At 69.0% G+C, this 23,586-nt stretch carries 21 protein-coding genes and 1 pseudogene; 13 read left to right on the top strand and 9 right to left on the bottom strand.

Annotated features, from left to right (window positions below):
- The first annotated feature begins 190 nt into the window (after positions 1 to 190).
- Genes ACQPYS_RS24635 through ACQPYS_RS24625 form a run of 3 tightly spaced genes read left to right on the top strand, consistent with a single transcriptional unit; the run spans position 191 to position 4,005 of the window.
- Positions 191 to 1,588 (top strand): sigma 54-interacting transcriptional regulator, encoded by a 1,398-nt coding sequence (locus ACQPYS_RS24635; protein ID WP_433490942.1) that lies wholly within the window; start codon positions 191 to 193, stop codon positions 1,586 to 1,588.
- Positions 1,589 to 1,616: 28 nt separating this feature from the next.
- Positions 1,617 to 3,566: a hypothetical protein gene (locus ACQPYS_RS24630; RefSeq protein ID WP_433490941.1), complete on the top strand. Its 1,950-nt coding sequence runs from the start codon at positions 1,617 to 1,619 to the stop codon at positions 3,564 to 3,566.
- A gap of 25 nt (positions 3,567 to 3,591) precedes the next feature.
- On the top strand, positions 3,592 to 4,005 hold the full coding sequence (locus ACQPYS_RS24625; RefSeq protein ID WP_433490940.1) for a TIGR03668 family PPOX class F420-dependent oxidoreductase: 414 nt from the start codon (positions 3,592 to 3,594) through the stop codon (positions 4,003 to 4,005).
- Between the two features lie 14 nt (positions 4,006 to 4,019).
- Here ACQPYS_RS24625 and ACQPYS_RS24620 read toward each other — a convergent pair whose 3' ends face one another.
- Together ACQPYS_RS24620 and ACQPYS_RS24615 are read right to left on the bottom strand one after the other, a co-directional pair.
- The gene (locus ACQPYS_RS24620; protein ID WP_063037349.1) at positions 4,020 to 4,613 is read right to left on the bottom strand and encodes a TerD family protein; all 594 of its coding nucleotides are present in this window, start codon (positions 4,611 to 4,613) and stop codon (positions 4,020 to 4,022) included.
- Positions 4,614 to 4,665: 52 nt separating this feature from the next.
- The gene (locus ACQPYS_RS24615; RefSeq protein WP_063037351.1) at positions 4,666 to 5,187 is read right to left on the bottom strand and encodes a MarR family winged helix-turn-helix transcriptional regulator; all 522 of its coding nucleotides are present in this window, start codon (positions 5,185 to 5,187) and stop codon (positions 4,666 to 4,668) included.
- Between the two features lie 235 nt (positions 5,188 to 5,422).
- Here ACQPYS_RS24615 and ACQPYS_RS24610 point away from each other — a divergent pair, with 235 nt between their 5' ends.
- Both ACQPYS_RS24610 and ACQPYS_RS24605 read left to right on the top strand, forming a co-directional pair.
- Positions 5,423 to 6,586, top strand: coding sequence for a hypothetical protein (locus tag ACQPYS_RS24610; protein WP_433490939.1), 1,164 nt, complete (start codon positions 5,423 to 5,425; stop codon positions 6,584 to 6,586).
- A gap of 163 nt (positions 6,587 to 6,749) precedes the next feature.
- Positions 6,750 to 7,466, top strand: a complete 717-nt coding sequence (locus tag ACQPYS_RS24605; RefSeq protein WP_063037354.1) for a DUF1906 domain-containing protein — start codon at positions 6,750 to 6,752, stop codon at positions 7,464 to 7,466.
- Between the two features lie 22 nt (positions 7,467 to 7,488).
- Here the strand turns inward: ACQPYS_RS24605 and ACQPYS_RS24600 are convergent, their stop codons facing one another.
- The 4 genes from ACQPYS_RS24600 to typA form a co-directional block, all read right to left on the bottom strand.
- Entirely contained in the window at positions 7,489 to 7,944 is a 456-nt protein-coding gene (locus tag ACQPYS_RS24600; RefSeq protein WP_245664611.1) for a hypothetical protein, read from the bottom strand.
- Between the two features lie 87 nt (positions 7,945 to 8,031).
- Positions 8,032 to 8,928 (bottom strand): N-acetyl-1-D-myo-inositol-2-amino-2-deoxy-alpha-D-glucopyranoside deacetylase, encoded by an 897-nt coding sequence (gene mshB / locus ACQPYS_RS24595; protein ID WP_433490938.1) that lies wholly within the window; start codon positions 8,926 to 8,928, stop codon positions 8,032 to 8,034.
- A complete protein-coding gene (locus tag ACQPYS_RS24590; RefSeq protein WP_433490937.1) occupies positions 8,925 to 10,712 on the bottom strand; it encodes an ABC transporter family substrate-binding protein in 1,788 nt (595 codons plus the stop codon). Before ACQPYS_RS24590 ends, mshB begins: the two co-directional genes overlap by 4 nt.
- Positions 10,713 to 10,753: 41 nt before the next feature.
- Positions 10,754 to 12,652, bottom strand: a complete 1,899-nt coding sequence (typA, locus tag ACQPYS_RS24585) for a translational GTPase TypA (RefSeq protein WP_063037357.1) — start codon at positions 12,650 to 12,652, stop codon at positions 10,754 to 10,756.
- A 148-nt stretch (positions 12,653 to 12,800) separates the two neighbouring features.
- Here typA and ACQPYS_RS24580 point away from each other — a divergent pair, with 148 nt between their 5' ends.
- Both ACQPYS_RS24580 and ACQPYS_RS24575 read left to right on the top strand, forming a co-directional pair.
- On the top strand, positions 12,801 to 12,977 hold the full coding sequence (locus ACQPYS_RS24580) for a hypothetical protein (RefSeq protein WP_085995458.1): 177 nt from the start codon (positions 12,801 to 12,803) through the stop codon (positions 12,975 to 12,977).
- 44 nt (positions 12,978 to 13,021) lie between these two features.
- A complete protein-coding gene (locus ACQPYS_RS24575; RefSeq protein ID WP_433490936.1) occupies positions 13,022 to 13,309 on the top strand; it encodes a 4a-hydroxytetrahydrobiopterin dehydratase in 288 nt (95 codons plus the stop codon).
- On the opposite strand, the gene ACQPYS_RS24570 is transcribed toward ACQPYS_RS24575, so the two are convergent.
- A complete protein-coding gene (locus tag ACQPYS_RS24570) occupies positions 13,257 to 14,420 on the bottom strand; it encodes a mannosyltransferase (RefSeq protein ID WP_433493123.1) in 1,164 nt (387 codons plus the stop codon). The genes ACQPYS_RS24575 and ACQPYS_RS24570 overlap by 53 nt on opposite strands.
- Positions 14,421 to 14,933: 513 nt before the next feature.
- Here ACQPYS_RS24570 and ACQPYS_RS24565 point away from each other — a divergent pair.
- Both ACQPYS_RS24565 and ACQPYS_RS24560 read left to right on the top strand, forming a co-directional pair.
- Positions 14,934 to 15,692, top strand: coding sequence for an Rv1157c family protein (locus ACQPYS_RS24565; RefSeq protein ID WP_063037363.1), 759 nt, complete (start codon positions 14,934 to 14,936; stop codon positions 15,690 to 15,692).
- Between the two features lie 323 nt (positions 15,693 to 16,015).
- Complete coding sequence (locus ACQPYS_RS24560) at positions 16,016 to 16,366, top strand: hypothetical protein (protein WP_431941000.1); 351 nt, start codon at positions 16,016 to 16,018, stop codon at positions 16,364 to 16,366.
- A 10-nt stretch (positions 16,367 to 16,376) separates the two neighbouring features.
- Here ACQPYS_RS24560 and ACQPYS_RS24555 read toward each other — a convergent pair whose 3' ends face one another.
- Positions 16,377 to 18,035, bottom strand: a complete 1,659-nt coding sequence (locus ACQPYS_RS24555) for a PH domain-containing protein (RefSeq protein WP_433490935.1) — start codon at positions 18,033 to 18,035, stop codon at positions 16,377 to 16,379.
- Complete coding sequence (locus ACQPYS_RS24550; RefSeq protein ID WP_431941002.1) at positions 18,032 to 18,544, bottom strand: PH domain-containing protein; 513 nt, start codon at positions 18,542 to 18,544, stop codon at positions 18,032 to 18,034. The genes ACQPYS_RS24555 and ACQPYS_RS24550 overlap by 4 nt, the downstream gene beginning before the upstream one ends.
- A gap of 422 nt (positions 18,545 to 18,966) precedes the next feature.
- Between ACQPYS_RS24550 and ACQPYS_RS24545 the strand changes: the two are divergent.
- The 4 genes and pseudogenes from ACQPYS_RS24545 to dapC form a co-directional block, all read left to right on the top strand.
- A pseudogene (locus ACQPYS_RS24545) lies at positions 18,967 to 19,251 on the top strand (RNA-guided endonuclease TnpB family protein); the annotation flags it as partial.
- A 118-nt stretch (positions 19,252 to 19,369) separates the two neighbouring features.
- Positions 19,370 to 21,904 carry a bifunctional FO biosynthesis protein CofGH gene (locus ACQPYS_RS24540; protein ID WP_433493122.1) on the top strand — a complete coding sequence of 845 codons (2,535 nt, stop codon included), beginning with the start codon at positions 19,370 to 19,372 and terminating at the stop codon, positions 21,902 to 21,904.
- 190 nt (positions 21,905 to 22,094) lie between these two features.
- Positions 22,095 to 22,418: a ferredoxin gene (gene fdxA, locus ACQPYS_RS24535; protein WP_030522084.1), complete on the top strand. Its 324-nt coding sequence runs from the start codon at positions 22,095 to 22,097 to the stop codon at positions 22,416 to 22,418.
- A 12-nt stretch (positions 22,419 to 22,430) separates the two neighbouring features.
- On the top strand, positions 22,431 to 23,549 hold the full coding sequence (gene dapC, locus ACQPYS_RS24530; RefSeq protein WP_433490934.1) for a succinyldiaminopimelate transaminase: 1,119 nt from the start codon (positions 22,431 to 22,433) through the stop codon (positions 23,547 to 23,549).
- Positions 23,550 to 23,586 lie beyond the last annotated feature (37 nt).

Below are 23,586 nucleotides of genomic sequence, written 5' to 3'. Positions count from 1 at the left end.
ACTGCTGCTCATCGCCTCGGCGCGCGGTGTCGCGGCCGCCGACCTGCACGGAGACGGTCTCGACACACTGCGGCAGCGGCTGGGCTCCGAGGTCGCCTGACGCCCCGGACTGCCCGCGAACCTACGCCGAGCGGCGAATACGGCGTGCCATCTGTCGACCGATGGAGGAAATCGTCGTAGCGTCGATGAGGTGACTGCGTCATCAGAGCTGCCCGCCACCGCGGGCGCGTTGCGGGCGGCCGGGTACGCGCCGCGGAGTGTAAAAGCCGAGATCCGGGAGAATCTGCTGGCCCGGCTGGCCTCGGGGGAGGATCCGTGGCCCGGGATCGTCGGCTTCGAGCGGACCGTACTGCCACAGCTGGAGCGCGCGCTGCTGGCGGGTCACGATGTGGTGCTGCTGGGCGAGCGGGGCCAGGGCAAGACCCGGCTACTGCGGACCGTTGTCGAACTGCTCGACGAATGGACCCCGGTGATCGCGGGCGCCGAGATGGGCGAACACCCGCTGGAACCGATCAGTCCGCAGGGCCGGCGGCTGGCGGCCGAACTCGGTGACGACCTACCCGTGACGTGGCGGCACCGTAGCGAGCGTTATGCCGAAAAGCTCGCCACCCCCGATACCTCGGTGGGCGACCTGATCGGCGATGTCGATCCGGTGAAGGTTGCCGAGGGTCGCAGCCTCGGCGATCCGGAAACCATCCACTTCGGCCTGGTGCCGCGGGCGCACCGGGGCATCGTGGCCGTCAACGAACTGCCCGACCTCGCCGAACGTATCCAGGTCGCGCTGCTGAACGTCATGGAGGAGCGTGATATCCAGGTGCGCGGCTATACGCTGCGGCTACCGCTGGATGTGGTGCTGGTGGCGACCGCCAACCCCGAGGATTACACCAACCGCGGCCGGATCATCACCCCGTTGAAGGACCGCTTCGGCGCCGAGATCCGGACGCACTATCCGCTGACCGTCGAGGCCGAGATGGCGCTGGTGCGGCAGGAAGCCGAGCTGGTCGCCGAGGTGGGTGACCCGCTGATCGAGGTGCTGGCCCGGTTCGTCCGGCGGCTGCGCGAATCCCCGGCCATCGATCAGCGTTCCGGAGTTTCGGCCCGGTTCGCGGTGGCGGCCGCGGAGACCGTGGCCGCGGCCGCCCTGCGGCGATCCGCGCTGACCGGGGAGAACCCCGCGGTGGCCCGGCCGGTCGACCTGGAATCGGTGCCGGCCGTGCTGCGCGGGAAGCTGGAGTTCGAATCCGGCGAGGAGGGCCGCGAACAGGAGCATCTCACCCATATGCTGCGGCGTGCCTTCGCCGATACCGCGCGGGAGCGGCTCGGCGGATTGGATCTGCGGCCGCTGGCCGACGCCGTGGACGAGGGACATCTGGTGATCACGGGTGAACGGGTACCCGGCGCGCAGGTCCTGTCCGCGCTACCGGAGCTTCCCGTCCTGCACGAGGTGGCGCTGCGACTCGGCGTGGCGGCGGGTGATCCGCCACAGCGGATCGCCGCGGCCGTCGAATTCGCCCTGGAGTCCCTGTATCTGGCGCGCCAGGTGGCCAAGGACTCCGACGCCGAGGGCAGCGCGGTGTACGGCGGATGACCGCGACACCCGGTTTCGAAGAGGTGTGATGACAGCCGCGGACCGATATTCCTATGGGCCTTATCACGAAGGGCCCGATCCGCTGGCGCCTCCGCTGGATCTGCGCGAGGCGCTGGCGGAGATCGGGCGCGAGGTGATGGAGGGTTCCTCGCCGCGTTCGGCGCTCGAGGAGCTGTTGCGGCGGGGAACATCCGGTATGCCCGGACTGGAAGAACTGACCCGTCGCCTGTGGGAGAAGCGGGCCGAGATCTCGCGCTCCCACCGCCTGGACGGCACCCTGCAGCAGGTCCGGGAGCTGCTGGACCGGGCTTTGGACGCGGAGCGGCGCGCGCTGTTCCCGGACCCGTCCGACGACGCGCGCTTCGCCGAAATGCAATTGGAGGCGCTCCCGTCGAGCATCGCGAAAGCGGTGAACGAACTGAGCGAATACTCCTGGCGTTCGGAAACCGGCCGGGAGAACTATCAGAAGATTCGTGACCTGCTCGGCGAGGAACTGCTGGAATCCCGTTTCCAGGGTATGAAACGGGCGCTGCGGGACGCGACGCCGCAGGATGTGGAGCGGGTCCGGCAGATGATGTCGGACCTCAACGAGCTGCTCGCGGCCCACGCCCGCGGGGAGGACACCACCGAGCGGTTCGTCGAGTTCATGAACGAACACGGCGAGTTCTTCCCGGAGAATCCGCGTGATACCGAGGAGTTGATCGACGCGCTGGCCGCGCGGGCCGCGGCGGCGCAGCGGATGATGAATTCGATGTCGGCGCAACAGCGGGACGAACTGAACGAGCTGATCGGGCAGGCCTTCGGGGATGCACGGATAGCCCAGCAGATCGCCGACCTGGACGCGAATCTGCGTGCGCTACGTCCCGGACAGGATTGGGAGTCGGCGCGGCGTTTCCGCGGTCAGGACCCGCTGGGGATGGGCGAGGCCGTGGCGGCCATGCAGGATCTGGGCGAACTCGACGAACTCGCCGCCCAGCTCGCCCAGTCCTATCCCGGCGCGCGGCTGGAGGATATCGACCTGGAGGCGCTGGAGCGTCAGCTCGGCGCCGACGCCCGGGTGGACGCGGCCCGGCTGGCCGAGCTGGAACGGGAACTGCGTCGCCAGGGCCTGTTCGAGCGGACCCCCGACGGCTCCCTGCGGCTGACTCCGAAGGCGCTGCGCCGGCTCGGGGAGGTCGCGCTCCGGGATATCGTCGGTAAATTGCGCAGCCGCAAGGGGCAGCGGGAAACCGCGCTCGCCGGGGCGGCCGGGGAACCGACCGGCGCGAGCCGGGCGTGTCAGTTCGGCGATACCGAGCCGTGGGATGTCTCGCGTACGGTGCGCAACGCGGTATTGCGCTCGGCGTCCACCGGAAGCGGGGCGGTATCCCTGGATGTGGCGGATGTGGAGGTCGCCGAGACCGAACAGCGCTCGCGGGCGGCGGTCGCGCTGTGCGTCGACACCTCGTGGTCGATGGTGCAGGACGGGCGCTGGGTGCCGATGAAGCGCACGGCGCTGGCCCTACAGCACCTGATCAGCACCTGGTTCCGGTCCGACGCTCTGGAGCTGATCACCTTCGGCCGCCACGCGGGCACCGTGGACATAGCGGAACTGACCGGACTGGAACCGGTCTGGGAGCAGGGGACGAATCTGCACCACGCGCTGCTGCTGGCCGGCCGGCATCTGCGCCGACATCCCGACGCGGTACCGGTGGTGCTGGTGGTGACCGATGGGGAGCCGACCGCGCACCTGGAGCCGGACGGCACCTCCTACTTCAATTGGCCGCCGGACCGGCGCACCCTGGCCGTCACCATGACCCAGGTGGATTCGCTGGCGCGGCTGGGCGCCTCGATCTCGGTGTTCATGCTGGGTGAGGAACCACGGCTGGCCGCGTTCGTGGATCTGGTGGCTCGGCGCGGCGGTGGCCGGGTGGTGGCTCCCGACCTGGACGGGCTCGGCGCCGCGGTGGTCAGCGACTATCTGCGCGGCCGGCGCTGAGTGCCGGACCGGGAGAGGTGTGGGTATGCGGCTGGACCGTGATCGGGCGCGGACACGCTTCGCCGCGGCCCGGGTCGCGCGGCTCGCGACCGTGACCACTTCGGGCACACCGCATCTCGTTCCGATCGTTTTCGCGCTGGCCGGCGATACCGTCTACACCGCGGTCGACGCCAAACCGAAATCGACCACCGCGCTGCGCCGACTGGCCAATATCGAGGCGAACCCGGAAATCGCCGTATTGGCCGATTTCTACGACGAGGACTGGACCCGCCTGTGGTGGGTGCGCGCCGACGGGCGGGCTCGCATCGTGACGGGCGACGAGGCGCGCCACGGTCTGAGGCACCTGACCACCCGCTACCCCGCCTATGTGACGGAGCCGCCGCCCGGCCCGGTCATCGCATTCGATATCGCGCGCTGGTCGGGCTGGGCGGCGGGCTGATCACGTGCGGTGGATCAGGAACCGGCGCCGCCCATGGCGAACCGCAGCAGGGCCTGCTTGTCACCCTGCTTGATCTTGCCCTTGCGGTTGAGGACCTCGAGCTGCCAGACGTCACCGTTGCGGAAGGCGCGGGCCACGGCGTTGGCATTGTCGTTGCCCAGCAACGACGGCCAGATATCGGCCACCTGCTGGCTGCTGCCGCCGGTGGCGTCGTACACCTTGAACGAGATGTTGTTCGCCTTGTCGAAGGAGCTGCCCTTCTTGAAGGCCGCCGCGACGAAGATGATCGCGTCGATACCGCCGGGGATCTCGGCGAAGGTGACATGGACGGTTTCGTCGTCACCGGCGGCCGCACCGGTCTGTTCGTCGCCGGAATGCTGGACCGAGCCGTTGCCCAGCGGGTCCAGCGAATCCAGCCCGGCGAAACGGACCGGTTCGCTGCCCTGCATGAGGATGGCGATCAGGTCGAGGTCGACACCTTTCTTGCGGCGCGCCCAGCCGAGCGCGCCACCGCTGGCGCCCGCGGACGGGTCCCAGCTGACACCGACACTCAGCTTGGCGATCCCCGCGAGATCCGCTGCGCCGTCTTCCTTTTTGAGCGTGATCATGGCTCAACCGTACCGGCTGCCGGAGAACACCGGGTGACCACCGAGTTCTCGGTCAGTGGACCGGAGAATCGGTGGTCCGGCAGGGGCGCGGCCAGGGGTGGCGGGCCAGTCCTTCGACTCCTTCGTTGAACCGCTCCAGGAGCCGGACCAATTGCTCGACCTCCTCGTCGGGCCAATCGGCGAGCACGGCGCCGACCCCGCGGCGTTGCAAGGCCAGATCGGCTTCGAACAGCCGGAGCCCTTTCTCGCTGGGCCGGACCTTGCGGGCGACGCCGCCCTCTGGATCCGGTACCCGCTCCACCAGGTCCTGGTCGAGCATGGCGGCCACCTGGCGGTTCACCGTGGATACGTCGAGACCGAACGCCTCGGCCAGTTCGCGCAGGGACAGCGGAGCGCCGAGGCGCAGCCGGGTGAGGATCAGGTACGCGGATCTGTCCAGCTGTAACGGCGAATTCCGGCGGGCGGCCGGATACTGCCGGGACAGCAGGTTCAGTTCCAGGACGAGCCGCGCCAGCACGGCGGGGTCCCGGAGGTCCGCCGCGGAGGCGGCGAGCGGTGCAGCCGAATCGGACATTCGGACACTATGTCGTCTGTTTCGCCCGAATACAAATTATGTACGATACACAGCCTATGTAGCGTGCATATTCGTGATCGCCGTGGCCGACGACGTCGGTACCGAACGCCGGGGACCCGGTGCCGTCCTGGATATCCACCTCGGCGGTTACGGGCTGCTGTCGCCCGGGTGGTGACGGGACGTGCCGGATCGATACCTTCATCGCGTACCGTGGCCGTATCCGGTGGAGGTAGAGGTGTCGGAACGACTCATGGAACCGATCGAGGTAGGCGACCCGGGGTGGATCGACTACGCCGAATTCGGCAGGAGGTTCATCACCCACGCGGTGACCGAGCGGCGGATCGAGAAGGCGGTCGCCGGCATCACCGGGCGCGGGCTGACCATCGGCCCGGTCAATCTGGCGCCCGCCGGACTCGCCGGGTTCCTCGCCGAGGGCCGGATCGACCGTCCCGTGGTGGTACGCCGCGGCTCCGAAGTCGCCTTCGACGTGCGGATACCGGTATCCCTGCGGGCCAAGATCCTGCTCGGCGGTAAACCCCTGCGGTCGGAGACGGTGGTATCCATCGGTCTCACCTTCCACGCTCGCACCGCCGACCCGCTGCTCATCGTGATCGATATCCCGCGGGTCGAACCCGCGGACGTGAGTGTGCTGCTGCGCCTGTCGGCCGCCGACTCGGTGGCCGAATGGCTACTCGACCCGATCGCCGGCCTGTTACAACGCGAGGTCGCCAATCGGGTGAACGGGATGCTGCGCGACCCGGGGGTGATGCGCAGCCGGATCTACGATATCGAGGCCATCGTCGCCCGCGAACGCTCTCCGCACCGCGGCCGCACCCGGTTCGAGTGGACCGACTACGCCGAATTCGGGCGGCGGTTCTTCCCGCGCATCGTCACCCGCGACCGCCTCGAACAATTCGTCACCGATCTCGCCGACCGGCAGATCGAGATCGGACCACTGCGCGCCGGTCCCCGGGCGGCTGCCGAGGTCACCGTCCGTGGCGAGGTCGGCCGGCCCGCCCTGACCGACCGGGTACCCGTGACCGCCACGGCCGACGAAGATCCGGCGCTGGTCCGCTTCGATCTGATCGTCCCGGTCACCCTCGACATCACGGTCAGTGTGCTCAAGGACAACCACTACCGCGCGGACGTGGAAATTCCCCTGCCACTCACCGCGCACGCGGCCCACCCCCTGCTCATCGTGGTGGAAGTCGACCCGCCGGAACGGGAGAACGTCCGCCTCGACTACGCCGCCCAGGGTATGCGCGCCGCCGTCCTCGGCATCCTGGCGGGCATCAAGAAACAGATCGTCGCGCAGGTGGTCTGTGTCGTCCGCACCGAACTCGCCGACCCGGCCAGGCGAACCTTCGACGTGGGCGAACGTATAGACCGGCTGTTGTAATTCTGACGTCGACCCCGGCGGCGCGTGGTCGTCGGTCGTGGCGGTCGTGTCGCAGATGTGGTGCAATTACCCACGTTCGAGGCTCCCGGCGCACACAGTGCTGATGGGGAAGGTGCGCCGGGCACGCCGTTGCTGTCCACCCGGGGTGTGCGAAGGAGTCTCGATGGTTTCTGCACTGTCTCGCCGGGCTCTGCTCGGATATACGGCCGCCGCTGTCGCCGCGGGCGCGGTGGGGTCGGCCCTCGGGACTTCCCGCGCCGGTGCGGCGTCGCTCGGTACCCTGCTCGATTACGCGGGCGGTGTGCCGTCCGCGGCGGCCATCAAGGCGGCCGGGCACACCGGGGTCATCCGGTATGTATCCGACCGTCGGCCGGGAGCGGAATGGATGGTCGGGAAACCGCTGCTCGCCGGGGAAGTCGAGGATCTGCGGTCCGCCGGGCTGGCCATCGTGTCCTGTTACCAGTTCGGCAAAGGGCCCACCGCGGACTGGCGCGGCGGATATGACGCGGGCTGTCGGCACGCCGAGCGCGGGCTGGCGCTGCACCGTGCGGCCGGGGGACCGGAGAACCGGCCCATCTACGCCTCCATCGACGACAACCCGAACCCCGTGGAGTTCGCCACCATGATCCTGCCGTATCTGCTCGGCTGGCAGGCGGTGAGCGGCCGGGAGAACACCGGGGTCTACGCGAACGCGCCCACCATCGATCTGGCCCGGACGGCAGGCGTGGGTGCGTGGTTCTGGCAGCACGATTGGGGAACCGCGCCGGGATACGTGCATCCGGCCGCGCATCTGCACCAGTTCGAGATCGACGACCGCACGGTCGACGGGGTGGGGGTGGATGTGAACGATATCCGCGCCGCGGAGTACGGGGCCTGGTGACCACCGCCGCCCGGCGGCCGGGTCAGCGCGCCGGGCGTTTCGTTCGGTTGGCGGCCACGTACAGGTAGATCAGCGGTGCGACCGCGCCGCACAGGAACAGCAGCAGCGTCGGCAGATCGCTGCGCAACGGGATATCGCCGCCGGGGCCGCGGCTCGCCGCGATCAGGAAGGCGCCCAACCAGGCGGCGATCGGCAGGAACAGCACGGTCGGCCGGGTCGTCACGGTGGCGGCCGCCCACACCAGGGCCACGTTCACCGGCGCGGCGATCAGCGCGGCCACCGGCACGGCGACGCTGCCGATGTAGAAGGGCAGATAGAGCACCTCCAAAACCAAGGTGATCACCGCATCCACGATCAGGGCTGCGATCAGCACCGGGCCGAGTACCGCGGTCGCCAATGCGGTCCGGCGGGCGCGCGAACCCGCACCGGCCCGATCGTCCACGGCGGCGGTCATCCGCGCGACCGGATCGTCGAACACCGTCGGGTGGTCGCTGCGGGCCCGGCCCCGCTCTCCGATTCCGAGTGCTGCATAGTGCGAGTCTATTGGTGCGCGGGTGCCGCCCGGCTACAGCGAACCGGCGAAGAGGTCGTCTTCCCGGCCGTCCGGCCCGCTCGCCCAGGCGCGGCCGCGGACCAGAATGTAGTGCTCCTCCGGCAGGACCGGCTGGGCGATCATATTGGTCAAGGCGAATTCCCGGCCCGACGGCGCGACCGTGAGCTGGGTGGCGTGGGCGCGCAGCGCAGCGCGTTTGCGGGGCAGTGATTCGGTGACATCGATCGCCGTGGTCACCGAATTACCCGGTACGCACGCCAATTCGTCCTCGGCGGGCAGCCGCCAGCCGGGCGGTAGCGCACCGGGCAGACCGTCCACTGTGCGGCGGGCCAGCGCCCGCAGATGGTCGCGCAGGATATCGGCGTCGGTCACGGTCCAGTAGAACTTGGGCGTGTCCCAGCCCTGCCCGGCCGCGGCCTCGACGGCCTCGGTGGTCACCCGGTGGGCACGGATATGGTCCGGGTGGCCGTAGCCGCCGCGCGGGTCGTAGGTCACCACCACGCGGGGCCGCAGGTCGAGGATCACCTCGGTGAGGGCCCGGACCGCCGCCGTCCCGGACTCGACGAAGGCGCGTGGATGCTCCGCCGACGGAGTCCCGGCCATACCGGAATCGCGCCAGCGGCCGGCGCCGCCCAGGAAACACGGCGGTCCGGCCCCGAGTTCGGCGAGGGCGCGGGTGAGTTCACCGATCCGGTACCCGCCCAGTTGGTCGGCGCGGTCGGCGGTCAGGCCGGCCCAGCGGTCGCCCATCACCTCGCCCTCTTCACCCAGAGTGCAGGTCACCACCGTCACCGGAACACCGAGACGCCGGTAGTGGGCGATTGTGCCCCCGGTGGTGATGGTTTCGTCGTCGGGGTGGGCATGGACCAGCAGCAACCCGCCCGTACGTGCTTCGTCGGCACCGGTCACGGGATACGCCGCCACATCGCCGCGTCGCCGAATATGCCGGCCTGGATCGCTCCACTCAGCGAGGCGCCGTCCACCGAGGGCCCGGCCGCGGCGACCACATTGTCCTGCACGATCGGTAGTACCGTGGACGCGCCCCACAGCCGCGGTTCGGCCTCGCCCAGCGTGCGCGGCACCTCCACGCCGTGCAGCGCGCCGTCGATCGACGGCTGGAACTGCGGATCGCAGATACCGGACAGATTGCTCGGCGCCCGGCGGGCCGCTTCCACGGCGGCCGGGGCCTCGGTCTGTTCGCCGTCGGTCGTGGGCGGGACGGGCGCCGCGGGCGGGCAGCCGTAGCGGGAGGCCAGGGCGGTAGCCGGATCACCGCCGGTCGCCTCCCATCCCACCACCGCGTCGACGGAATTCTCCACCAGGCCTTTGCTGTACAGCTCGTCGGCCGCCAGATTGAGCACCGACGCGTCGATACCGGCGCTGCGCAACTGGTCGGCCGCGGTATTGGCCACCGCCAGCGCGGTATCGTCGCCGGTCACCGCCCCGATCCGCAGGACCAGCGGTTCACCGTTGCGGGCCAGTGAGCGCGGCCGCGGGGCCGGTGAGGTCGCCGAGACCGGCGGCGGCTCCGGGGCGCGGCCGAACCCGGCCTCGGCCAGCAGCCCGAACGCCTGATCGGGGTTGGGTCGCGGGGGCTCGGTCGGCGTGTAGCCGGGATCGGAGGGGGAGAGCACCTGCGCGCGCACCGGTTCCACCCAGTTACCGGTCTGCGCGCCGACGGTGGCCAGCAGCGCGGGATCGAGCAGCGCGAGGACCGCGGTCCGGACCCGGTGGTCACCGAGTACCCCCTCGCGTCCGTTGAGGGTGAGCCGGAGTTGCCGGGACTGCGGCATGATCGCGGTTCGCACCGACGGGATCGCGGCCAGCTGGGCCTGGGTGGCGACCCCGCCGTGCACCAGCGCCATCTGGGTGTCACCGGTGCGCAGCGAATCCGCCAGCTGGGCGGGAGTACCGCCGCGCCGCAGCAGGATCTGATCGGGGCGGGCCGGGGTGCCCCAGTAGCGGTCGTTGCGTTCCAGCAGAATCTCGTCGCGACCGGGATCGGCGGATTCGATGGTGAAGTTCCCGCCCGAGACCGGTATCTGCTCGACCAGCGTGCGCTGGAAGCCGCCCGGCGAATCCTTCATGAGATGCGACGGCAACAGATTCGCGAACAGTTGCGGCCAGGCCGGATAGGGCTTGTCGAACACCACGGACACCGCCTTACCGCCGCCTGAGGAACGGACCTCGGTGATGAGGCGGTACCCGGCCGGGTCGATCACACCCGGTTGCGTGATCATCTGCTGCCACAGGTAGTGGAAGTCCTCGGCCGCGATGGGCGCCCCGTCGGACCAGTTCGCCTGAGCCTTCAGCTTGTAGGTGACGGTGAACGGGGCCTCGGCGGCCACCGTCGCCGAATCGACCAGCGCCGTATCCGGAACCCACAGTGTGGCGCCGGGCAGGGCCGGGTCCGGTGTGGGCCGGAACGGACTCGGCAGCACCATGGCCGCCACCGCGGCGGTCGCCGGGGACTGATTCGACCGCAGATGCGGATTGAAACCGATCCCGATGTCGTCGATGGCCACGACCACCGTGTTCTTGGTCGGCTGCGCCGGCTGGGTCTTCGGGCTGTCCGTACTGGCGATGGGCGGCGGCGGGTCGGCAGTGCATCCGGCCAGCACCGGAACGAGCACCGCCACGAGCACCAGCAGCCCGCGCCACACCGCGCGCCTCCCCGAAATCACGTTCGGCACTCTACCCAAACCCGCGCCTGCCCGTCCGGGGGTGAAACCGCTTACAGCGCGGCCCGGTCGCGCGCCTTGCGGCGCGACAGCTCCCGGGCCCGCTCGCCCGCGGCCAAGGTGACCTTGCGCACCCGAACGACCTCCGGGGTCACCTCGACGCATTCGTCGGCGGCGCAGAATTCCATGGCCATTTCCAGGTCGAGCTGCAACGGTTTGGCCAGCGTCTCCATCACATCGGCGGTGGAGGAGCGCATATTGGTGAGCTTCTTCTCCTTGGTCACATTGATATCGAGATCCTCGGCACGCGGATTGATTCCGACGACCATGCCCTCGTAGGTTTCCGCGCCCGGTTCGACGAAGAACTGCCCGCGGTCGGCCAGCTGGATCATGGCGAAGGGGGTCACCGAACCGGAGCGGTCCGATACCAGCGACCCGGTATGCCGGGCCCGGATCTCACCGGCCCAGGGCGCGTAGCCATGGGAGACGGCGTTGGCGATCCCGGTGCCGCGGGTCTCGGTCAGGAAGTCGGTGCGGAAACCGATCAGACCGCGGGACGGCACGATGAACTCCATTCGCACCCAGCCCGCGGCGTGGTTGTTCATCTGCACCATCTTGCCCTTGCGGGCGGCCAGCAGCTGGGTGATGGCGCCCAGGTACTCGTCCGGGCAGTCGATGGTGAGCTCTTCGTAGGGCTCATGCACCTTGCCGTCCACCTGCCGGGTCACCACCTGCGGTTTGCCGACGGTCAGCTCGAAACCCTCGCGCCGCATCTGCTCGACCAGGATCGCCAGCGCGAGTTCGCCGCGGCCCTGGACCTCCCAGGCGTCCGGGCGGCCGATATCGAGCACCCGCAGTGAGACATTGCCCACCAGTTCCTGGTCGAGCCGCGATTTCACCATGCGAGCGGTGAGCTTGTGGCCCTGGACCCGGCCGACCAGCGGCGAGGTGTTGGTACCGATCACCACCGAGATGGCCGGTTCGTCCACCGTGATGCGGGGCAGCGCGACGGGTTCGTCCGGGTCGGCGAGGGTATCGCCGATCATGATGTCGGGGATACCGGCGACGGCGACGATATCCCCGGCCACCGCGATCTCACCGGGCTGCCGTTCGACGCCGACCGTCTGCAGCAGTTCGGTGATCTTGACGCTCTTCACGCCGTCGGCGTGCATCCACGCCACGTTCTGGCCCTTGCGTAGTTCACCGTTGTGGATACGCACCAGCGCGAGCCGGCCCAGGAAGGCCGAGGCGTCGAGGTTGGTGACGTGGGCCTGCAGCGGCGCGGTCGCGTCGCCCTTGGGAGCGGGAATGTTCGCCAGCAGGACGTCGAACAGGGCGTCCAGGTTCTCCGCGTTCGGCACCTCGCCGTTCTGCGGCTGTTCCTTGGACGCCTTGCCCGCACGACCGGAGGCGTAGAGCACCGGCAGGTCGAGGGCCAGTTCGGCGGCCTCGGCGGCGTCGTCGTCCAGATCGGAGGCCAGGTCCAGCAGCAGATCGTGGCTTTCCTCGACCACCTCGGCGATCCGCGCGTCGGGCCGGTCGGTCTTGTTGACCACCAGGATCACCGGCAGACAGGCCGCCAGCGCCTTGCGCAGCACGAACCGGGTCTGCGGGAGCGGGCCCTCCGAGGCGTCGACCAGCAGCACCACGCCGTCGACCATGGACAGGCCGCGTTCCACCTCGCCACCGAAGTCGGCGTGACCCGGGGTGTCGATGACATTGATGACGGTGACGCTGCCGTCGGGATGGTGCCGGTGCACGGCGGTGTTCTTGGCGAGAATGGTGATGCCCTTCTCGCGCTCCAGATCGCCGGAGTCCATCACCCGGTCCACCGGTTCGGCCCGTTCGGCGAATGCGCCGGACTGCCGCAGCATGGCGTCGACGAGCGTCGTCTTACCGTGGTCGACGTGCGCCACGATGGCGACGTTGCGAAAATCGCGTGCAGACGACACGCCAGGTTCCTCCTGCTGTTAACTGTTGCTTGCGGCCGGACCCTGCGACAGGGAGATTCGAACTCACCAGGCATCTGGGCCGGTTACACCCTACCGGGAACTCGGCGGCCTGCTGGCGCCGCCTGGAAGTAAGGGTATGCTAACCCGCATGGGCAAGGTCAAGGCGAGCGAGGTTTCGAGCCTCAAGCCGAAGAAGAAGTGCTGTCGTAAGAAGACGCGCTGCGTGAAATGCCCTGTGGTCATCATGCGGATGAAGCGCTTGGAGGCCGCGGGCGCCTCCGGTAAAGAACTGAAAAAGGGCCTGAAGAAGGCGCGCGCCGCCTGAGATGCTGGGGTTGTAGGACTGTCGTGGTGGGGTATGTCGGCGGTATGACCACATCACTGCTCTCCGAACCCGAGATCACGGCGGCTCTGGAGATCCTGCCGGAGTGGAGCCGGGCCGGTGATGCGCTGACCCGCACGGTCGAGGCCGCCACCTTTCCCGCCGGAATAGAACTCGTCCGGCAGGTAGCCGATATCGCCGAATCGGCGAATCATCATCCCGATATCGATATCCGGTGGCGCAAGGTCACCTTCACCCTGTCCACGCACTCCGCGGGCGGGCTCACGGCACAGGACGTGGCGTTGGCCCGGGAGATCGATCGGCTGGCGCCGTAGCGGTCCGGGCGGCCGTCCGGCCCGCCCAGACGATCCAGCCGTAGCAGAGCAGCGCACCGAGTACGTACACCGTGCCGAGCCAGGACCACACCCCCCAGCGGGAGATGGTCCAGATCGAATCCTGCAGGAACGAGAGCACCCACGGCGCGCCGATCAGGGTCGTCACCAGCCAGTATCCGGCCAATATCCGCGCGCCGGGTACGGCCCGGTACGGCCCGTAGAGCAGCCAGAGGACGGTGGGCAACAGCCAGCCCCAGTGGTGCGACCAGGAGATGGGCGAGACCAGCAGCCCGAACAACTGCACGATCAATACGGTGCCCAGCAGATCGTCGCGGCGCAGTGCCCGCCACGCGCACCACCCCAGCGCCGCGGCCACCGCCACCCCCGCGATCCACCACGGCCCGGAACCCACGTCACTGCCCAGCAGCCGGCTCAGCGCGCCGCGCAGCGACTGGTTCCACACCGAGCCCACCGGCCCGATCCGGTCGGCGTCACCGAGCAGAGTGCCGAAATAACGCCGGGTCTCCTCCGGATTGATCAGGAAACTCGCCGCCACGGTCAGCCCGAACACCACCGCCGACCAGCCGGCGGCGGCCCAGCGGCGCCGCGCCACGAAATAGAGGCCGCTGATCGCGGGAGTCAGTTTGATCCCCGCGACCGCGCCCACCAGGGTTCCCGACAGCCACCACCGTGAGCTGCGGATCGCGATCATCACGCCGAGCATCAGGAAAACATTGACCTGGCCGTAGTCGATCGTGGTGCGCACCGGCTCGAACCACAGGCCCACCGCGGTCCACGCCACCATGGCGGTGCGCCACCGCGCTTCGCGTAGGGCGTCCCGTCCCAGCATCAGTTCGAACGCGATTCGCACCACCCAGTACAACGCGGCGACGATGGCGAACAGCCACAGCATGGCGACCACGGTGAACGGCAGGAAATGCAGCGGGAAGAACACCACCGCAGCGAACGGTGGGTAGGTGAAGGGCAGCGGGAAGTCCGGTGTCTTCTCGGCGTAGGTGAAATCGTAGAGATGGTCGGTGAGCAGGGCCGCCGACCCGTCGACATAGACATGCAGGTCGACCAGGTTCATCCCGTTCCGGGTCAGCAGCATCCACAGCAGCCGCGCCAGTACGGTGATCCCGAGCGCCGCCAGGGCCAGGCGAAACGGTACGAACCCCCGAATGTCGGTCCGGGCACCGCTGGGCTGAGTCAATACACGAGCTTTCGAGTCGGTCCGGGCCGGCGGCCGGACCCGGTGCTGTTGGGCGCGTCGCCGGTTTGTTCGGCCCGGAATACATTAACCCCACCGGTTTCCGCGCGGACGTGAGCCTTGCGCGCGCCGCGCGCGGTCGGCGGCAAATGGTGCGCGCGGGGTCGGTAACCATCGAGCAACCGATGAGTCACAAGTGCACATCCGCCCCATTTCTCACACCGGTCACTTCCGTTGCACGCTACTGTTCGGTAGCACAGCAAAATGGGGCTCGCAATCCCGACCCCGGTGCTGTACAACGCGCGTCAGTGTCCTTAGAGTGACCCCGAAACGACGGCTTTTCAGCGTCGCCCAGATGTACCCGAGGTAAGGACGGCTAGACCAGTGCTTCGCACCCGAGGATCGCGGATCGCAATGTCCGCGCTCGCTATTGCGGCGGGCGCCTCCCTCGTGGCGCCCGCGACGGCCGTCGCGGCTCCCGCCACCGAGGTGTCGGTGAGCAGCGTCCCGATGGTCCCCGAAGGGGTTCCCGTCGACGTTCTCGCCGCCTTGGCCCCGGCCATCGTCAACGCACCGGCCCCGGCGGCCAAGGACATCGCCGCGCCGGGCAGCCCGCAGGAGGCCATTCTTTCCCAGGCCCGCGCGCTGCTGGCCACGGTGAATCTGCCCCCGCAGATCAAGTCCACGCTGGAACGGGTCATCACGTTCCTCGACGGCAGCGGCGGCGGTGGTCCCGAGATCCCGGAATCCGGGCCGGCGATCGCCCAGTTCCTCTACCCGACCATCGGCCAGGGTTGTATCGCGCCGTCCGGCGATTCGGTCGGCACCGCCCTCGCGGTGCCCGGCCCGGCGCAGCTGCCGCCGCCCGGACCGGCCGCCGGCCAGACCGGCTTCGTGTTCACCGCGCTGGGCACCGAACGTCCCACGGCCGAACAGCCGCAGCCGATGACGGTGCAGTGGCGGAACCTCGATACCGGTGAGGCCGGATCGCAGCCGCTGACCGACGCGGCCAAGATCAACCCCGACGGCCCGGCCACCCTCTCGGCCATCGCGAACACCGGCACCGGTCGTATCGTCGCTGTCATCGGCGGCGGACTCACCACCCAGGCCACCGAAACCGAAACCCGCAGCTGCACCTTCATGCCGACCATCGGATTCTTCACCGTCGGCTGACCATCGGCCCCGCCACCGGCGGACGGGGCCGGGGCCTCGTGACCCCCGAGTTTTTCCCTCCGCTGGCCGGCTCGGATCGGGATCTCGCCGGCCGTTCGGACCGGACGCGAGGTGTACGCGGGCGCGGAGGTACATCTCGGCCGCCCGAGCACACCCACAGCAATGTCAGCGCGCGGTGGATGCCCGCTCTCGTGGGAACTCCGTGCGGGGCTGTGCGCTTGTCGACCTGGGTAGGCTCACAGCACTGTAAGTGCTCAATGGTTTCCGATCTGTGGAGGGCCAACGCACACGCGCGTACCGCCCGGCTGTGGTAGACCGGGGTGATGGCGACTGTCGAAAGATCGCGCAAGTCCGGTATCCGGAGCCGGCGCTCGTCACGGTCGATTCTGTCGATCCGCTCCGAGGGGTCGATCCTGTCCATCGGCTCCGCGTATTCGATTCTGTCCATCGGAAGCGTGGGGTCGGTGCTGTCGATCGGGTCCATCGGGTCGTTCGGTTCGGCGATCTCCAGCGGGTCCTTCCTGAGTCTCGGCTCGGCCCTGTCCGGGCTGTCCCGGTGGTCCCTGCTGTCCTGGATGGGTGATCACGCGAGTCCGGATACCCGGCCCGGCCTGCGTGTGGTGGCCGACGAACCCGATCTGCGGGAGTCCGCCACCTGCCACTGCCAGACCTGACTTCGGCGTACTACGGCTCCCCCTGCCCGCCCGCGGGCTTTCCCGTAGGGCGGGCGTTCGTGCTCGGCCGGTGGCCCGTGACGCCGGCGGCGAGGCCGTCCAACACCGTCCAGACGCGATCCAGCGGTATGTCGTGGACGAGGTACAGCTTCTTACCCGCTGCCGTGGCGGCGCCCAGCGTGGCCAGGCCGGCTCGGCGTTGCCAGAAGGTCTGCCGCACAGTCCAGCCGATGATGCCGGGTGCTTCGAGGCAGGTGCGTTCGCGGTCGAGGGAGCCGGAGCGGACGACCAGCCAGGCGGGGGAGCCGGCGGTGGCGGGGACGACCGCGTGACCGAGGCCGCGGTAGCGGTCCGCGGCGAGTAGCGCGCAGACTGGGGCCAGGCCGGCCGGCAGCAGCCACCACCACGGTGTGACCTGCCACCCCGCCGCGGCCGCGAGGAGCAGGGCCGCCGCGGTGAGCGGAACAGGCCAGCACGCCCGGATGTATCGGCGGCGCCGGGCGGCCGGACCGTGCCGGGTCAACGGGATATCGGCGAGTGCGGCCAATTGGGCCGCGGTCGCGGAGGTGTTCGCGTCGCGGTGTGGGCTCAGCAGCCGGGCGAGTGTCCGTTCGACCGCCGCGCGGGGGGCTTGCGGCAGGATCTTCTGGCGTGGGTTCTCGCCGGTCATCACGGCTTCCAACTGCGCGGCTCCGGCAAGGCGCAGCAGGAGTGGTTCGCGGATGGTGGCGCCGCGCAATCGCGCGGTGTCGAGGGTGATCCGGCGCAAGGTGAACAGTCCGCGGCGGATCTGCAGGGTGCTGCCGTGATCGGTGACGCGGAGTCCGTAATAGGTGGCCAGGTAGTGCGCGCACGCCGCCACGCTGACGACGACCACCAGGACGAGCAGCGCGGCGACGCCGGCCGCCAGCAGCGACAGCACCCCGAAATCACGCACGGTCTCGACGGTGTCGTGGCCGATGCCGATCTCGGCGGCACCGAATCCGAACTGGGCGGCCAGGCCCAGCGCCGAGGCGGCGAGCGCGAAACCGGTGAGCGATAGCGGTGCGTACCGCACCCAGCCCGGCTGCCAGTGGCCGATCTCCACACCGCGTTCGGCCGCGCGAACCTCCGGCTCGATGCCGGGGCGGCGGACCGGGGTGGGATCGTCGGTAGGAGTGGGCGGTGTACGGGTGTGGGCCAGTAGTTCGGCGCGCAGCGGCCGGACGTGTCCGGCGGCGAGTGCGTCCAGCCTGAAGCGGTCGCCGGCCTCGGCCTCCTGGCCGGTGCCGATCACCATCACGGCAAGACCCAGGATCCGGTGCAGCGGGTCGGCCTCGATATCCACCGACCGGATGCGCGCCCGCGGCACCGCCAGTCGTTTCCGCCGGATCAGACCGGTGCGCAGCTCGACATGGGTCGGTCCGACCCGGTAGGTGGTGGTGAACCACAGGGTGAGTGCGTACGGGATCACGAACACCAGACCCAGCAGGCTGTAGAGCGGGTTACCGGAACTCACACCCAGCACGACCGCGCCGATCACGGCGGGCAGGAACTTCACCATTTCCTGGACCGGATGGACCAGCAGCATCCGGCGATCCAGGCGTAGCCACGGTTCGTCGTCGCCGGGAACGACGGTCTCCGGCTCGGCGGCCGGGCCGGACCCGCCCGCCGGATGCGGTCCCGTCATGTGGCGTCTCCGCGGTGCCGCGCCGCGATCTCGGTCAACCGGGTCACCGTATGCTCGGCCACCGCGCGGTCCAGCAGGCTGATATGCACCGCGCCCGCGGACGAGGCCGTGGTCACCGTCACCGTCGACAGGTCCAGGAGCCGTTCCAGCGGGCCGCGTTCGGTGTCCACGGTCTGCACCCGGGAGATCGGCGCGACCCGGCTCTCCTGGGTCAGCCAGCCCGATCGGGAGTAGACGGCATCGTCGGTCACCTCCCAGCGGTGCACCCGGTACCGCCAGCGGGGCACCACGATCGCGGTGAGCACGGCCATCGGTAGCGCGACCCCCGCCACCGCCGCCTGCCAGGTCCGGCGGTCGGAGTCGAAGGCGACCCACCCGAGCAGCACGGCGAATACGACGAGCCAGGACAGTGCGATCTGCACGGTCCACAACGTCTTCGCGCGCGGACTGGGCCGCCACGACGGATCGGCCAGGGTATCGAGTGAGCGTGGCGGGCTGTCCGGCGACATATATTCATCGTCGCACGGCGCGGTGTGCGGTTGGCTGTTCATAGATCGATGACCATCGAGCACCTACCGTGGCGTGAGTCCACCCAGGTCGGTCCAGGCGTATAGCTACTCGAGCCCATAGAACCCATCGGGCCCCGCCGGACGTCGGTAGCCGTGGGCGGGGCCCGTCCCGATTCCGGAGCGGAGGAGGGCGGCGAACGATCGGTGGGTGAAGGGCCGGGAGCATGAGGACCCCGACCAGCGATGTCGGAGGCGCCGCCGTCGATACAGCCCGACCTGCACGGAATAGCCCGAGTTACACCGGGGTTGTGAAAGCTCAACGACCTGGGAGGAGACAGTTCCGGATGTGTGCCGCATGATCGAGGGCGTGACCGTCGGATGTAGCGCGCAGATTCCGCCCTTCAGAGCGGGATCGGTGCGTCGAGTTGGCGATATCAGATGCGTCGTGGTCGCGGTTCCGGTCGATGCTGGAGTACAAGGCCGACTGGTACGGGCGCACGGTGGTGGCAGTGGATCGATTTCATCCGTCGTCCAAGATGTGCTCTACCTGCGGCCGGATCAACGATTCGATGCCGCTACACGTGCGCGAATGGCAGTGTCCGTGTGGTGCGGTCCACGACCGGGACGTCAACGCTGCGAAGAACATACAGGCCGCCGGGCTGGCGGTCTTGGCCTGCGGAGATGGTGTGAGACCGCCCCGCAGCTGATGTGGGAAGGCAATCGTCGATGAAACAGGAACGCTCTGTCGTGAGGCAGGGAATCTCCCGCCACCTTCAGGCGGGAGAGGAAGTCAACGACCTACCCGAACCGACCGTCCCGACCCCCGTGCCGACCCCGTCCGCCATGCGCCGGGCGCTGCGCCGGGCACGTGACGGGGTCACGCTGAACGTCGACGAGGCCACGGTGCTGCTGCACGCGCGCGGTGACGATCTCGCGGATCTGTGCCGCAGTGCGGCCCGGGTGCGTGACGCCGGGCTGGCCTCGGCCGGGCGGCCCGCCACGATCACCTATTCGCGCAATGTCTTCATTCCGCTGACCCATCTGTGCCGCGATACCTGTCACTACTGCACTTTTGTGACAGTGCCGGGCAAGCTGCGGGCACAGGGGCGCGGGATGTTCCTCGAACCCGACGAGGTGCTCGATATCGCGCGCCGGGGTGCCGAACTGGGCTGTAAGGAAGCGCTGTTCACCCTCGGCGACCGACCCGAGGCCCGCTGGCCCGAGGCCGCGCAGTGGTTGGACGAACGCGGCTACGATTCCACCCTCGACTATCTGCGCGCGGTATCGATCCTGGTGCTCGAGGAGACCGGGCTGCTGCCGCATCTCAACCCCGGCGTCATGTCGTGGGAGGAGATCTCGCGACTGAAACCGGTGGCGCAGTCGATGGGCATGATGCTCGAGACCACCGCGACCCGGCTGTTCACCGAGAAGGGCAACTGCCACTACGGCAGCCCCGACAAGGACCCCGCGGTACGGCTGCGCGCCATCACCGACGCGGGCCGGCTCTCGGTGCCCTACACCACCGGGGTGCTGGTGGGTATCGGCGAGAACATGGCCGAGCGGGCCGATACGATCGTCGCGATCCGCAAGCAGCACAAGGCGTTCGGTCATATCCAGGAAGTGATTGTGCAGAACTTCCGGGCCAAGGGCGACACCGCCATGCGGCACGCGCCCGATGCGGACTTCATCGAGTTCCTGGCCACCATCGCGGTCACCCGTCTGCTGCTCGGGCCCGATGTCTCGGTGCAGGCGCCGCCGAACCTGGTGTCCGCCGAGGAATGCCGTGCCCTGCTGGAAGCCGGGATCGACGACTGGGGCGGCGTCTCGCCGGTGACCCCCGACCATGTGAATCCCGAGCGGCCCTGGCCAAACTTGGACACGCTGGCCGAGATCACCGCGGCCGCCGGTTTCGAACTGGTGGAACGCACATCGGCGCATCCGAAATACGTGCGTGCGGGTAATCCGTGGATCGATCCGCGGATCGGCGCGCATGTCGCGGCCCTGACCGATACCGAGACCGGGCTGGCGAAGGCCGGCGCGCTCCCGGTGGGCCTGCCCTGGCAGGAGCCCGACGAGACCTGGGAGTCGGCGGGTCGTACCGATCTGAACACCGAGATCGATACCGCCGGGCGCAATACCGATACCCGCAGCGATATCGACAATGCGTTCGGCGACTGGGACACCATCCGCGAACAGGTCCGCGATCTCGCCGCCGCGCCCCAGCGGCTGGACGCCGATGTACTGGACGCGCTGCGTGCCGCGGAACGTGATCCGGCCGGCCTGACCGATGCGCAGTATCTGGCGCTGGCCACCGCCGACGGACCCGATCTGGAAGCCGTCGCGGGTCTCGCGGATCGGCTGCGCCGCGATGTCTGCGGCGACGATGTCACCTACGTGGTGAACCGCAATATCAACTTCACCAATATCTGCTACACGGGCTGCCGGTTCTGTGCGTTCGCACAGCGCAAGGGGGACGCCGACGCCTTCACGCTCAGCACCGACGAGGTCGCCGACCGGGCCTGGGAGGCCTATGTCGACGGTGCGACCGAGGTCTGCATGCAGGGCGGGATCGACCCCGATCTGCCCGTCACCGGCTATGCCGATCTGGTGCGCGCGGTGAAGGCGCGGGTGCCGTCCATACACGTCCACGCCTTCAGCCCGATGGAGATCGTGAACGGTGCCTCCCGCGGTGGGGAAAGCGTCCGCGATTGGCTGACCGCGCTGCGCGAAGCCGGGCTGGGCACCATCCCCGGTACCGCCGCCGAGATCCTCGACGACGAGGTCCGCTGGGTGCTCACCAAGGGGAAATTGCCCGCCTCGGCCTGGATCGATGTGGTCACCACCGCCCATCAGGTCGGGATCCGGTCGAGTTCGACCATGATGTACGGGCACGTCGACAACCCCAGCCATTGGGTCGGGCACCTGCGGGTGTTGCGCGGTATCCAGGACGAGACCGGCGGTTTCACCGAATTCGTCCTGCTTCCGTTCGTGCACCAGAGCGCCCCGCTCTACCTGGCCGGCGCCTCCCGCCCGGGCCCCACCAACCGCGACAACCGCGCCGCGCACGCCCTGGCCCGGATCATGCTGCACGGCCGGATCGACAATATCCAGACCAGCTGGGTAAAACTCGGCACCACGGGCACCCGGATGATGTTGCGCAGCGGTGCCAACGACCTCGGCGGTACCCTCATGGAGGAGACCATCTCCCGGATGGCGGGTTCGCAGCACGGGTCGGCGAGAACGGTAGCCGAACTCACCGAGATCGCCGAGGGTATCGGACGGCCGGTCCGGGAACGCACCACCACCTACGGTGTTCCACCCGAGCGGAGTGCGGCTGTCCCCGGCCTGGAACTCGTCTAGGTGCGTGGCCTTCGATTGAAGGCGCGCAGCGGCCGAGGCAGTAATGGAGTACCGGGGCACGAAGCTCCGACCAGGCGACAACCCGGCCGGCATCGAATATTAGGGCAGGCTCACCGGGCGTAGCCTGTGGGGCGGCAGGGATACTTTGTGCGGGCGCAGTTACCCGGAGAAGGAAGACTTAGGAGCGGGAGTGACGTACATCATCGCCGAACCGTGCGTTGACGTGAAGGACAAGGCATGCATCGAGGAATGCCCTGTGGACTGCATCTACGAGGGCGGTCGCATGCTCTACATCCATCCCGACGAATGCGTTGACTGTGGCGCCTGCGAGCCGGTCTGCCCGGTGGAGGCGATCTTCTACGAGGACGACACGCCCGATCAGTGGAGCGGATACGTCAACGCCAACGTCGACTTCTTCGACGAGCTGGGCTCGCCGGGCGGTGCCACCAAGCTGGGCAAGGTCGATTCCGATCCGGCGTTCATCAAAGAGCTGCCCCCGATGGCGGGCGAGTAGAGCATTCGCACGATGAGCACCGAGGTAACCGAACGTCGCCGGGTGAGTGCGGCCCTGCCCGATTTCCCCTGGGACACCATCGCCGAGGTGAAGGCGCGGGCGGCCGCCCATCCGGGCGGACTCGTCGATCTGTCGGTGGGTACGCCGGTCGATCCGGTCGATCCGCTGATCCGCGCGGCATTGAGTTCGGTCGCCGCGGTGCCCGGCTATCCGACCACGCACGGCACGCCGGAGTTGCGTGCCGCGGCGGTGGCCGCGCTGACCCGGCGTTTCGGTATCACCGGGGTGCCCGAGGCGGCGGTGCTGCCGGTGATCGGCACCAAGGAGCTGATCGCGGGGTTGCCGCGGCTGCTCGGGCTGGGGCCCGCGGACCTGGTGGTGATCCCCGAGGTCGCCTATCCGACGTACGAGGTGGGCGGACTGCTTGCCGGGACGCGGATCCTGCGCGCCGACGGACTCACCCGGCTGGGCCCGGAGACTCCGGCGCTCATTTATCTCAACTCCCCGTCCAACCCGACCGGCAAGGTGCTGGGTGTGGAGCATCTGCGGAAGGTGGTGGCCTTCGCTCGGGAGCGCGGCGTGGTCGTCGCCTCCGATGAGTGCTACCTGGGGCTGGCCTGGGAGGAACCGGCCGTCTCGATTCTGGACCCGCGGGTCTGCGACGGCGACCACACCGGTCTGCTGGCGGTGCATTCACTGTCGAAGACGTCGAATCTGGCGAGTTACCGGGCCGGATTCGTGGCCGGCGATCCGGAGTTGGTGGCCGAGTTGCTGGAGGTGCGCAAGCATTCCGGCATGATGGTGCCCTTCCCGATCCAGGCGGCGATGGCGGCGGCGCTGGACGATGATACGCACGAATCGGTGCAGCGGGAGCGGTATCGGGCTCGCCGCGAGATCCTGCGGCCGGCGCTGCTGCAGGCCGGTTTCCGGATCGATCATTCCGAGGCCGGGCTGTATCTGTGGTCGACTCGCGGTGAACCGTGCCGGACCACGCTCGAGTGGCTGGCCGAGCGCGGCATCCTGGCGGCTCCGGGCGAGTTCTACGGTCCCGCGGGCGCCGAGCACGTGCGTATCGCATTGACCGCGACCGACGAGCGGATCGAAACGGCCGCACAGCGGCTGCGCGGCTGATCGCACACGGCCGCCGCTGTGCGGCAGTGTGGTAACG

It is taken from the genome of Nocardia grenadensis, from assembly GCF_050942415.1.
GTDB lineage: Bacteria > Actinomycetota > Actinomycetes > Mycobacteriales > Mycobacteriaceae > Nocardia > Nocardia grenadensis.
The sequence above is the reverse complement of the archived record's forward strand: the minus strand, read 5'-3'. Positions and strand labels throughout refer to the sequence as shown.

What these genes read in the sequence shown, in the direction of transcription:
- ACQPYS_RS24630 (WP_433490941.1), top strand. Translation starts at nt 1,617, where the DNA reads ATGACAGCCGCGGACCGATATTCCTATGGGCCTTATCACGAAGGGCCC.
- ACQPYS_RS24625 (WP_433490940.1), top strand. Translation starts at nt 3,592, where the DNA reads ATGCGGCTGGACCGTGATCGGGCGCGGACACGCTTCGCCGCGGCCCGG.
- ACQPYS_RS24620 (WP_063037349.1), bottom strand. Translation starts at nt 4,613, where the DNA reads ATGATCACGCTCAAAAAGGAAGACGGCGCAGCGGATCTCGCGGGGATC.
- ACQPYS_RS24615 (WP_063037351.1), bottom strand. Translation starts at nt 5,187, where the DNA reads ATGTCCGATTCGGCTGCACCGCTCGCCGCCTCCGCGGCGGACCTCCGG.
- ACQPYS_RS24605 (WP_063037354.1), top strand. Translation starts at nt 6,750, where the DNA reads ATGGTTTCTGCACTGTCTCGCCGGGCTCTGCTCGGATATACGGCCGCC.
- ACQPYS_RS24580 (WP_085995458.1), top strand. Translation starts at nt 12,801, where the DNA reads ATGGGCAAGGTCAAGGCGAGCGAGGTTTCGAGCCTCAAGCCGAAGAAG.
- ACQPYS_RS24575 (WP_433490936.1), top strand. Translation starts at nt 13,022, where the DNA reads ATGACCACATCACTGCTCTCCGAACCCGAGATCACGGCGGCTCTGGAG.
- ACQPYS_RS24570 (WP_433493123.1), bottom strand. Translation starts at nt 14,420, where the DNA reads ATGCTGCTGACCCGGAACGGGATGAACCTGGTCGACCTGCATGTCTAT.
- ACQPYS_RS24565 (WP_063037363.1), top strand. Translation starts at nt 14,934, where the DNA reads ATGTCCGCGCTCGCTATTGCGGCGGGCGCCTCCCTCGTGGCGCCCGCG.
- ACQPYS_RS24560 (WP_431941000.1), top strand. Translation starts at nt 16,016, where the DNA reads ATGGCGACTGTCGAAAGATCGCGCAAGTCCGGTATCCGGAGCCGGCGC.
- ACQPYS_RS24555 (WP_433490935.1), bottom strand. Translation starts at nt 18,035, where the DNA reads ATGACGGGACCGCATCCGGCGGGCGGGTCCGGCCCGGCCGCCGAGCCG.
- ACQPYS_RS24550 (WP_431941002.1), bottom strand. Translation starts at nt 18,544, where the DNA reads ATGTCGCCGGACAGCCCGCCACGCTCACTCGATACCCTGGCCGATCCG.
- dapC (WP_433490934.1), top strand. Translation starts at nt 22,431, where the DNA reads ATGAGCACCGAGGTAACCGAACGTCGCCGGGTGAGTGCGGCCCTGCCC.